Source organism: Dysgonomonas sp. GY75, assembly GCF_015234155.1.
GTDB lineage: Bacteria > Bacteroidota > Bacteroidia > Bacteroidales > Dysgonomonadaceae > Dysgonomonas > Dysgonomonas gadei.
Genome location: NZ_JADCLQ010000068.1, coordinates 26,693 through 38,061, shown reverse-complemented (window position 1 = coordinate 38,061; position 11,369 = coordinate 26,693). Strand labels below are relative to the sequence as shown.

At 39.0% G+C, this 11,369-nt stretch carries 11 protein-coding genes; 4 read left to right on the top strand and 7 right to left on the bottom strand.

Translation table 11 applies throughout. From position 1 onward, the window contains the following. Position 1: 1 nt before the first annotated feature. The 7 genes from IR083_RS24240 to IR083_RS24210 form a co-directional block, all read right to left on the bottom strand. Positions 2 to 916 (bottom strand): acyltransferase, encoded by a 915-nt coding sequence (locus IR083_RS24240; protein WP_194226231.1) that lies wholly within the window; start codon positions 914 to 916, stop codon positions 2 to 4. Further along, positions 916 to 1,101 carry a hypothetical protein gene (locus tag IR083_RS24235; RefSeq protein WP_194226230.1) on the bottom strand — a complete coding sequence of 62 codons (186 nt, stop codon included), beginning with the start codon at positions 1,099 to 1,101 and terminating at the stop codon, positions 916 to 918. Before IR083_RS24235 ends, IR083_RS24240 begins: the two co-directional genes overlap by 1 nt. Beyond that, positions 1,101 to 2,351: a glutamate-5-semialdehyde dehydrogenase gene (locus IR083_RS24230; protein ID WP_194226229.1), complete on the bottom strand. Its 1,251-nt coding sequence runs from the start codon at positions 2,349 to 2,351 to the stop codon at positions 1,101 to 1,103. The genes IR083_RS24235 and IR083_RS24230 overlap by 1 nt, the downstream gene beginning before the upstream one ends. Positions 2,352 to 2,353: 2 nt before the next feature. Continuing rightward, the gene (gene proB, locus IR083_RS24225) at positions 2,354 to 3,430 is read right to left on the bottom strand and encodes a glutamate 5-kinase (RefSeq protein WP_006800405.1); all 1,077 of its coding nucleotides are present in this window, start codon (positions 3,428 to 3,430) and stop codon (positions 2,354 to 2,356) included. Positions 3,431 to 3,642: 212 nt separating this feature from the next. After that, positions 3,643 to 4,161, bottom strand: coding sequence for a ribosome maturation factor RimM (gene rimM / locus IR083_RS24220; RefSeq protein ID WP_006800404.1), 519 nt, complete (start codon positions 4,159 to 4,161; stop codon positions 3,643 to 3,645). Positions 4,162 to 4,199: 38 nt separating this feature from the next. Continuing rightward, entirely contained in the window at positions 4,200 to 4,811 is a 612-nt protein-coding gene (locus IR083_RS24215) for a DUF4290 domain-containing protein (RefSeq protein WP_006800403.1), read from the bottom strand. A gap of 345 nt (positions 4,812 to 5,156) precedes the next feature. Then, complete coding sequence (locus IR083_RS24210; protein WP_194226228.1) at positions 5,157 to 6,887, bottom strand: S41 family peptidase; 1,731 nt, start codon at positions 6,885 to 6,887, stop codon at positions 5,157 to 5,159. A gap of 337 nt (positions 6,888 to 7,224) precedes the next feature. Here IR083_RS24210 and rfbA point away from each other — a divergent pair, with 337 nt between their 5' ends. Genes rfbA through IR083_RS24190 form a run of 4 tightly spaced genes read left to right on the top strand, consistent with a single transcriptional unit; the run spans position 7,225 to position 10,475 of the window. Continuing rightward, positions 7,225 to 8,088 carry a glucose-1-phosphate thymidylyltransferase RfbA gene (rfbA, locus tag IR083_RS24205; protein ID WP_194226227.1) on the top strand — a complete coding sequence of 288 codons (864 nt, stop codon included), beginning with the start codon at positions 7,225 to 7,227 and terminating at the stop codon, positions 8,086 to 8,088. A 14-nt stretch (positions 8,089 to 8,102) separates the two neighbouring features. Then, positions 8,103 to 8,651: a dTDP-4-dehydrorhamnose 3,5-epimerase gene (gene rfbC / locus IR083_RS24200; RefSeq protein WP_194226226.1), complete on the top strand. Its 549-nt coding sequence runs from the start codon at positions 8,103 to 8,105 to the stop codon at positions 8,649 to 8,651. A gap of 10 nt (positions 8,652 to 8,661) precedes the next feature. Continuing rightward, on the top strand, positions 8,662 to 9,453 hold the full coding sequence (locus IR083_RS24195; protein WP_006800398.1) for a glycoside hydrolase family 25 protein: 792 nt from the start codon (positions 8,662 to 8,664) through the stop codon (positions 9,451 to 9,453). A gap of 20 nt (positions 9,454 to 9,473) precedes the next feature. Continuing rightward, entirely contained in the window at positions 9,474 to 10,475 is a 1,002-nt protein-coding gene (locus tag IR083_RS24190; protein ID WP_194226225.1) for a S41 family peptidase, read from the top strand. Positions 10,476 to 11,369: the final 894 nt, after the last annotated feature.

Below are 11,369 nucleotides of genomic sequence, written 5' to 3'. Positions count from 1 at the left end.
GTTAAAAGAATATTTTTACCCGTTTATTTATCAAATAAACAATGTAAGATAATGCTATAGAAAGTATGACTACCAGAGGTAATTTATATATCATATAAGTCTGTGGCATTCCTATGATATTCATAGCCAGTGGATGTATAAAATAGATACCGGAAAATAAAATAGCCACAAACTCTTTTCCAGATGATATTACCGCGTGTTTTTGGATATATAGGAATATGGCAGGGCAGATAATCAACAACGCGAGTCTGAAATCCTGATATGGATTGAAACCTCCGGAATTTATATACTGAAAATAAGACTCCCCAACAAGTAGAACTAAACCAATAAAGATACCAATCAATAAATAGCTGTTTTTCACTTTTTCCGCATAGTTATATTTTTGCAGATAATATCCGAGAGCTATAAAAGGAAAGCCCATAATAATCCCGTTCCGGTAATAATAGACTCTTGCATAATCCAGACTGCAATAAAATCCAAACAGAAATAAGGACAGGGCGATAACTAGTATGCAGATATGGTTCTTAACATATTTGTTGATGATGAAAAAAAATACGATTCCGCTAATCAGTGCCGGTATATACCACAGATGGTGGTACCCTATAACTACAATACGTATGGTATTTTTTATATTATAAAAGGCGCCATAATAAAAAGGGAGATATATCACCATCCAAGTGACATAAACAATAATCAGATGTATCAGATACTTCCTAATCTTTTTCGGGTCATTAAGTTTAGGCCCTATATAATATCCGCAAATAATGAAAAATATAGGGACTGCAATTCGCGCCAATCCATGGGAAATTATCCAGCCTGTAAATTCCCCGTTTCCGAATAGTGGCAGCATATGTATGCAGATAACCAATATAGAAAGGATTATTTTGAAATAGTCGAGAAAGACGTTGCGTTCCATTATTCTTCTGTAAAGTTCTTTCTTTGTGTTTTGCGATTATATAGTTTCTTATTTTTATGTACCGATGTAATACGTTTCCATCCCGCCGACAGGGAGAGTTCCTCATCCCTGTCGGCCATTTTAATCGCTTTTATATAATCTTCGACAGTTATTTTTCCTGCTGTCTTTTTCTTTTTTTTCTTCATTATCTGATTTGCCCATTGCCTTCTATTATCCACTTGTAGGTGCATAATTCATCCAAAGCCATGGGACCTCGTGCATGCATTTTTTGGGTGCTGATGCCTATTTCTGCTCCAAGCCCGAACTGCGCACCATCGGTAAATGCGGTGGATGCATTGGAATAAACGCAGGCTGCATCGACCATTTTCTCGAATAGTTTGATCGCTTCACGGTCTTCGCTTATGATGGCTTCACTATGTTTTGAACTATAAGCAGCTATATGCCGGATGGCTTCATCTATACCCGAGACAGTTTTGACTGCCATCTTATAATCAAGAAATTCCGTACCGAAACTGTCTTCATTTGCTTTCTTCAGTAAATCGTAGGAGTAGTATTGAAACAGAGCCTCATAAGCGTGTTTATCGGCATATATTATAACATCCTTTTTTTCCAGATCTTCGCAAAGATAATGCAAATCGTCCAAACGGTCTTTGTCTATTATCAGGCAGTCCAGCGAATTGCAGACACTTACTTTGCGAGTTTTAGCATTGGTAACAATATCCTTACCTTTCTTTACATCTCCTTCTTTATGGAAATAGGTATGACATACACCTGCGCCTGTTTCTATGACCGGAATACGGGAGTTTTCGCGTACATAATTAATCAATTCCTGCCCTCCGCGCGGAATGATAAGGTCTACATAGTCACGGGCATTAAGCAGTTCCTCTGTTGCTCCCCGGTCGTTAGGCAATAGTGTACATACATTTGGATTTACCCCGTTTTCATCCAATACATTGCGAATGATATCTATAATGGCTTCGTTCGAAAAACGTGCGTCCGAGCCACCTTTCAGTATACAGGCATTACCCGATTTCAGGCATAGGGAAAATACATCGAAACTCACATTTGGACGGGCTTCGTATATAATACCGATAACTCCGAACGGAACGGTTATTTTGGATAGACTCAGTCCATTCTGTAACGTTTTTTGCATGAGGGTTTTTCCTACGGGGGAGGGTAGGGAGGCTACATTGCGGATATCTTTCACAATATCCATTATCCGCTGTTCATTTAATAACAAGCGGTCGTATTTAGGATTACTTGTATCCATCCGTTGTAAATCCTTCTGGTTTTCGGCAAGGATGTAATACATTTTCGACTCGGTTTCTTTGGCAATAGCTTCCAATATTGCGTTTATTTCCTTTTCTTCCAGCAAGTTCAGGCTTTTACCTGCTTCCATAACCAACTGGAACGTATTCTGGTGATAATCGTCCATTTTTATTTTTCAATATATAAATAGTCGTAATGCACAATTGCTTTTTTATTATTTTTTCCTATCGTTTCTTTAGCTTTTTCACTGCTGTACGAGGTGCGGCCGATGCCGACCTGTTTTCCTTTTTCGTCGATAATACGTACAATGTCGTCAGCTTCAAAATTGCCGGAAATTTTTGTTACACCCACAGGCAGCAGGCTCACAGCCTTATCGCTCAGAAGAACTTCTGCCGCACATTTGTTGATGTGTATCTCCCCTTTGGTAAAACCGTCGGAGTGAGCTATCCATTTTTTTATACTGTTTGTTCCTTTACCCGATGGTTTGAAACGGGTAGATACAACGTCCTTTCCTTTTATAAGGTCTACCAGTATATTATCCCTGCGTCCATTGGCAATAATGACCTCGATCCCTTCTTCGGCTGCTCTGCGGGCCACATTGTATTTTGTGGTCATCCCTCCGCGTCCTGTTGCCGATTTGGATGACTGGATACAGTTTTCGATGTCGTCTTTCTTTATGTCTATTTCCCGGAATATGTATGCTTCAGGTTTACTCGGATTGTCACTATAAATCCCGTCTATGTTGCTGAGTATTATTAGCTTTTTTGCTCCCATCATGGCTGCTACAAGCCCCGATAATTCATCATTGTCTGTAAACATGAGTTCATTAACCGAAATGGCATCATTTTCGTTTACAATAGGGATGACCTTATTGTCGAGCATTACGGACATACAATTCCTCTGATTGAGGTAATGGCGGCGTGTGGCAAAGTCTTCCTTGGTAACGAGTATCTGTCCGCAGATAATACCCTGCTGCTGAAACAAATCATAATAACGGTTGATTAACTTCACCTGACCGATAGAAGAGTATAACTGACGTGCCGAAATAGTGTCTAACTTTGCTTTTGCCTTGATTTCAGATTTTCCGGATGCTACGGCGCCCGATGAAACCAGAATAACCTCTATATTGTTTTTATGCAATTCGGCTATCTGATCTACCAATGCCGACATACGGGTGAGGTCCAGCATCCCGTCTTTACGGCTCAGTATTTGGCTACCTATTTTTACAACTATGCGTTCTTTCATCGAAATATAAGTAAAAGAAAGTATTTAATGCAACATTCGTTAATTTTAACCGGCTATTGTTATTGCAGATATAAAAGTAATAAACAGGCCGATGACCTTACCTAAAAAGCAAAGTTATAATTTTATTTTAAAGTAAAATGTTCGTTTGTAGTGAAAATGGATGGAAAAATGGATTCAAAGATCAGAATAATACATCAATGTGGTATCGGCGCTTAAATCAACCCTTCGGGAAGAGCAAGGTACAACATCTTTTTCCTGGCATCTACTTTTTCTATAAAATCTTCTGTGGCAGGAATTATAAGTTCGTCCTCTCCATCTTTTATCAGAAAGAGAGTGTTTATAGTTTTATCGTCTATATCTTCAATTATACCCAGCTTGCCGGCTGTTTTATCTATAACTGAAAAGCCTATAAAGAAATTCCATGAGTATTCAATATCGTCATTGCTCTCTTCTTCATAATATTTGCGTGGAAAATACACTTCCAGGCCGGACATCCGTCTGGCTTTTTCCTCATTGTCTATATCTTCAAATTTTATGAGAGCTGTTTCTTTGCCCTTAAACCGATACTCTTCAATAAAGAAAGGAACAAGGATATTGTCTATACGGCAAATAAGATACGGACAGTCTACCCGGTCGAATACATCATTCTCGAAAGAAAAATTCATCTCCCCTTTTATTCCGTGAGGTTTGATAAATTTCCCTATTTTGAAAACTTCATTTTCTTTTATCATATTTTATAATGCCTTAATATAAAAATGAAGAGTTAGCCTTATTTCTTCTTTTGCTGTTGGTTTTTCTTTCCTCCGCTATTATTGTTATTATTGTTCCTCTGTCCGAGGTCTTTCATTTCGGGAAGTTTTATGTTGGAACTGCGTATGTCTATTTTATGATTCGACAAATCATAGAGGTCGATAAATATTTTCATATCATCCACTTCCTTATTCCACTGTATATATGATTTTTTCATGTGAGTGGCAACAAGCAATATGAATTGCTCTTTTTCTTTCGGGTCTTCCAATTCGGTAGCCAGTTTCACCATTTTTTCAAGAGTTTTACCATAGTGGCGATACTCCATATCGGGGCGGCTGTATTCAATTTTGCCGGGCTTGGAATAAAGGTCTTCCTTCTTTACTATTTCATAAGGGTAGTCGATATCCAGTTTGAAATCGGCCATGATAGCAAGGTGATCCCACAGGATGTGTTTAAAATCATTCACATCGCGCAGGTGAGGGAACATATTTCCCATTATATTGATAATAGTATTGGCACAGCGTTTACGTTCATTCCGGTCAGGTACTGTAAGGCAGTAGTCGACCATATTCTGTATATTCCTTCCATACTCGGGAAGAGCTAGTTTTTTCAGTTGAGTATTATATTCCATTTTTTGTATTGGGTTATTATTCTTAATTTGATAATGTGCTGAAATCAGTTTGTAGGCCTTATAATTTAAAATAAGTATTTAGTGTCGTGTTTAAAGCTATAACTATCAATTATTGTTATACTCGGGTGGACAATAAATAGGTCTGCGCCCTTGGTTTTTCTATCGCATTGGCGATTTCAGCCCTAACAGGACTGCAAAGATAATCTTTTTAGTTGAACTCGTTGATACTGTCTTTAAAAATATTAAATAAGAATGTAATTTTAAGTAGATTAAGCCTGATTTTACAGCAGTCTTAAAACAACAAAGCACCCGTTGTCGGACGGATGCTTTATTGTTTGTTTTATATTAATTCATAGCTACTTCGCTTTCTTCAACCGGGGCAGACAATGTCTTTTTGTATAATTCGAGATCATTTAATACTTCCACGGCTTTAGCCAGCTCTTTATCATTTTTCAGAGTATAGAGGTATTCTCCTTTCTGATAATGATAGCGCCTGATGATTTCAGTGTTTATCTGGCGTGTGATATCATCTTTAAATGTTTCCAGGTCACGGTCTAGGTTCGGTACAAGCATTGCCTCCAAGGCCTTGAATTCTGCATCCGCATATTTCATATATCCTTCAAACTCCATTACTTCTTTGAGCGAAGCCATCGATTTTTCACTCATACGGTCATACTGGAAATCTTTTGACTTAACAAATGCTTTGAAGCTTTCATAGTCTTCGTCCGAAATAGAGAATGTTTCGGGAGAAGCAATTGATTTGTGTTTTGCAGCCCAGTCTGTAACCCAGTCGAAAACGATGAACTGATTGGCAAGATAGTATGTGATGGTAGGAGTTTTCTCTTCCTCGAATGCAATATCCGGCGAAACACCACCACCATCTCTTACCGGACGGCCGATTTCGGTTTTGAATACAGTTGTCAGGCTATCGGGAATGCGTCCTACACTACCATCGGCGTTGCGATGGGTGTAATCTATGGCTTGTATACATCTTCCACTCGGGATATAATACTTGGAATTGGTAACCTTTACACCGCCTCCGTAAGGAATTTCCCTTGTCGACTGTACCAATCCTTTACCAAAAGTACGTTCCCCTATAAGTACAGCTCTATCCATATCCTGTAATGATCCGGCAACGATCTCTGCCGCAGAAGCCGAGCCTCTGTCTATAAGTACGACAATCGGTATTTCAGTATCGATAGGTTCGAGTGTGGTACGGTATGTCCTGTCCAGTTGTTTCAGTTTTCCTTTGGTCGACAGAACGACTTTTCCCTTTGGTACAAAAAGGTTTACAATCTGTACGGCTTCTTCAAGTATTCCGCCTCCATTCTGGCGAAGATCGAAAATTAACGATGTTACTCCTTGCTTTTTCAGATCGAGGAATGCCTTTTTCACATCCATCGCACTTTTATCGGTAAAAGTAGGGCTGAAATTAATATATCCTGTCGATGGAGTTATCTGGCCATAATACGGTATAGGATCGATAGTGATTTTCTCACGTACTACCTTTACTGTAAACGGCTTTTTTTCGCCGGGACGCTCTACTTTTATTTGTATCGGTGTGCCCGGCTGCCCTTTCAGGTTAGAGCTTACAAAGTTACTCAGTGTACGGCCAAAAGCTTCTCCTTCTACCTGATCACAGGTAGTCATGTCTTTACCGTCTATTTCGAGTATATAGTCACCTGCTTTTAAGCCTGCTTTGTCGGCCGGTTTTCCTTCAAAAGGTTCTGTTATGGCAACTTTCCCGTCCTTGAAAGCAATGCTGGAACCTATGCCCGCATATTCGCCCGAAATCTGGGTGCTGAACTCCTTCATGTCGTCCTTGTTGAAATAAGTCGTATACGGATCGAGGGTGTTGAGCATATTGTCAATTCCGCTGCGGATAGTTTTATTCAGGTCCAGAGTGTCTACATAGAACATGTCTACTTCCCGTACTATGGAATTGAATATTTCTATATTTTTATTTATGTCGAAATAGCGTTGCTGCTGATTCTTATCAGGAACGTTTTGCGCTTGAATAAAAGAAACTCCGGCGAGGATGGAGATTGCTGAAAATGTGATGAATCTGTATTTCATTAATTCTATCTGTTATAGTCGCAGACTTATTTACTACTCTATTTAGTGGAACAACAAGCATAAATCGTGATTCGATGATACATCATTGAATCCTATCCGTTACTCATTATTCTAAAAAACAACACAAAGGAATACTTTTTTTTATAAATAGCGAAATTTGGCAGGGTTATATATGTCTTATTTTTAACAAAAAAACATAAAAGGATAACTTGGGCTGTAAGTTGCAAGCAGGCAACATATATAAACGGAGCGAAGCGATGAAAAACACATGTTTCATAATTCATTACTCCTAAATTATTATCTTATATTTGCAACTGAATAAATAAACAGAGCAAGCATGAAAGGAATTATCCTCGCAGGCGGGAGTGCCACACGACTTTACCCTTTATCCAAAGCAATATCGAAGCAGATAATGCCGGTATATGATAAGCCAATGATTTACTATCCTTTATCCACACTGATGCTGGCCGGTATCCGCGAAGTATTGGTTATTTCCACGCCGCGCGATTTACCGATGTTTGAGGCGTTGCTGGGTACGGGCGAAGAGTATGGGATGAAGTTTGAATATGTAATACAGGAAGTTCCTAACGGTTTGGCTCAAGCCTTTGTACTGGGCGAAAAATTTCTCGAAGGAGATGCCGGGTGTCTCATTCTCGGAGATAATATGTTTTACGGGCAAGGCTTTTCCAAAATGCTGAAAGAAGCTGCGACAATAGAAAAAGGTGCATGCATTTTCGGCTATTATGTGAAAGATCCCCGGGCATACGGGGTTGTTGAGTTTGACGAAGATGGCAAGGTGATGTCATTGGAGGAAAAACCTGAAAATCCTAAGTCCAATTACGCTGTGCCCGGACTTTATTTTTATGACAAGACCGTCTCGGCAAAGGCAAAAGCATTGGAGCCATCGGCCAGAGGAGAATTTGAAATCACCGATCTCAACAAGTGTTATCTGAACGAAGGGACCTTGAAGGTGCAACTATTCGGACGTGGCTTTGCTTGGCTCGATACCGGAAATTGCGATAGCTTGCTCGAAGCCGGGAACTATGTTGAGACAATACAGAACAGGCAAGGCTTTTATATATCATGCATAGAAGAAATTGCATGGCGTAACAAGTGGATTGATAATGAGCAGTTGCAGGTTTTAGGCAAACGCCTTGATAAAACAGCATATGGACAATATATACTTAGCTTACTAGACTAAAGTTTTTTTATCGTATGAAATTTACAGAGCAGAACATAAAAGGAGTCTGGATAATAGAGCCCCATGTATTTACCGACGAAAGGGGCTATTTTATGGAATCGTACCGGAAAGATGCGTTTGAAGAGCATGTCGGCAGAGTTGAGTTTATACAGGACAATGAATCGAAGTCGACCCGTGGCGTGTTGCGCGGATTGCATTATCAGACGGGTAAGTATGCGCAGGCTAAGTTAGTCAGAGCGCTGAAGGGGAGTGTCCTCGATGTAGTGGTGGATTTACGTAAATCCTCACCCACCTTCGGCAAATCTTTAGCGGTAGAACTTACCGAAGATAATAAAAAGCAATTATTCGTACCCAGAGGTTTTGCCCATGGATTTCTTGTGCTTAGCCCCGAAGCCATTTTTTCTTATAAAGTCGATAACATGTATGCCCCGGGATATGAAGTCTCGCTTTTGTGGAACGACCCGACAATAAATATAAATTGGGGCATAAAAGAAGAAGAGCTGATTCTGTCGGCAAAAGATAAAGCCGGTAAGCTTTTTACCGAAACTGTTGTTTTCGATTAAGGGTAAGCCAATGGCTAAGAGAGTAATAAGAAAGCGAACCCGGAAAAAAACAGGCAGGAAGAAAACGGCGAAATTTGAACCGAAAAGGCTTATTCTGCCATTTGTGATAGCTGCGTGCCTGTGTGTCGCCGCATTCTTCATTATAAAGGATTATTTTGGAGAATCCGAATCTTTCGATTCCAGTAAGTATTTTGTAAAGGGGGTAGATGTATCCCACCACAACCCGATTCTTAACTGGGAGAGCGTTCTGGAACAAAATATTACTTTCGCTTACCTTAAAGCAACAGAAGGCACTTCCCACGAAGACAGGAATTATCCCTACAATTATGATTTGGCAAGGGAAACAAATATAAAGGTGGGTTCTTACCATTTCTATACATTCGGCTTGTCTGGGAAGGAACAGGCACAGCACTTTCTGAAAATAGCGAGGTTTAACACCGGAGATATGCTTCCGGCTATCGATGTGGAACATTCACCGGCCAATCCTTACAGTAAGGATAAAGACTATATTGAAGTTGTTGTGAGCGAATTGAAAGTGCTGGAAAAGGAATTGTATGAGCATTTCGGAATTCATCCGGTCATTTATACCAACAAAGATTGCTATAAATTATATATCAAAGATAATTTCCCTGATAACCTGATCTGGATGTGTGACCTGCATAATGAGCCGTCCGATGATGTGAAGAACTGGCGTATATGGCAGTTCTCGCATAAAGGGGAATTACCCGGGGTAGATGGCGATGTTGATTTGAACTACTACCGTTATTCATTTCAGGAGTTTAAAGAATTATTATTACCTTGAGGGCTTAAAAAAAATACTGGATGAAATATATACTTATTATATCTCTTGCATTCGTTTTCAGCTTTTCATCATGTTTTGATGAAGATAAATTCGAGAATACCAGACAAGGGAACTTTGAGGCTTTGTGGAAAATAATGGATGAGCATTATTGCTTTTTCAGTTATAAGGATGTGGACTGGAACGAAGTTCATACCCGATACGCTGCACGTATCAGTGAGAATATGACGAATGATGCCTTGTTTACCGTACTCGGCGAAATGCTGGCTGAGGTAAAGGATGGGCATGTGAATCTGGTGGCAAGCCATGATGTAGCCCGTTATACTAAATGGTACGACGACTATCCTTATAATTTTGATACAAAAATACAGGATAATTATCTGGGTACAGATTATGGCATAGCCAGCGGCTTGAAATACAAAATACTGGACGATAATATTGGTTATATTTATTATGGCAGTTTTTCGAGTGGGATAGGTGATGGCAACTTGTCGCAGGTATTCGACCGATTTGCGGTATGTGATGGTGTCATCCTCGATGTAAGGAATAATGGAGGCGGAGAGTTGACAAACAGTGAAAAACTGGCATCATATTTCTTTAATGATAAAACGCTGGTGGCTTATATGCTACACAAAACAGGCAAGGGACATGACGATTTTTCGAAACCGTACGAAATATATGTAGAGCCGGCTAATGGATTGCGTTTTCAGAAAAAAGTCGTTGTGCTGACCAACCGCAGATGTTATAGTGCAGCTAATGACTTTGTGAATATGATGCGCTATGCACCTAATGCCATACTTATGGGGGACAAGACGGGAGGAGGCTCCGGATTGCCTTTCTCTTCCGAATTGCCGAATGGCTGGTCGGTACGATTTTCAGCATCACCCATTCTGGATGCAGAGAAGAACCATATAGAATTTGGTATCGACCCCGATATATCTCAGGACATGACAGATGAAGATATGGCCAAGGGATTGGATACAATGATAGAAAAGGCCAGAGAATTACTGAAGGCTAATAAATAGCATGAATTAAAGATTGAAATAATCTTGAATCAGAAATCACTTTTTGCAAAATACTTTATCTATGTAAGTTAGCTGATAACTTATGGTTCTTTGAAATTTTGATAGGCCCCCGATCCCGAAAGGGGACTTACAGAGAGGGAAAAAGTGACAGATAAAAAATAGTGGAAAATGTGTCTAGTTTGTCAAGTTTTGTACATAAGTTATTGACTGGCAACTATCAGCTAATAGCTAAAAAGGTGTTACTTTTGTTACCTTTTTGCTCCTTAGTGTCTTTGTTGAGTTTTTTAACCACGAAGTAAAAGGAGTAACACGGAGTTTTTTTGTTAACGGAATGCTTCGCTCTGCTCAGCATGACAAGATAATTATTAATTCTTAATTCTTAATTGTTTTCAGTGTTTTCAGTGTTACCTTTTAACTATATATAGTTAATAAGTGTGAAATATACAAGGTAAAAATAATGAAAAAGCTGTCAGATGTGTCAGGTTTTAACTAAACATAGTTAATAAACTTAAATGTGGTGAGAGGTGATGGATTATAAGTTTTAAATAATAAGTTGAAAGACCTGTGTTTCTGTTAACTGATGACTGCTAACTGTAAATGTTGAGTGTCGCTTATAATGCTTTTATCGTTAAAATGAAAACTGTGTAAAAATTGAGCTGTTACCTATTATTATACTTTCTTCATCATCCTGTGTCAAATTATTGTATTAAAGCTAAATATCTAATTTTATTATATTGTGTTTTGACTTTATGATGTTAACGAAGTTGAAAAGGTTTGTTCTTAGACTGTATTTTATGTCATTTTTATGTTGAAAAACACTTTTTATTGTCATAACGATTAACCTAAAATCTGCCTGTATCAGATTCCTTTTTTGTAACTTTGTTTCTAAATCAT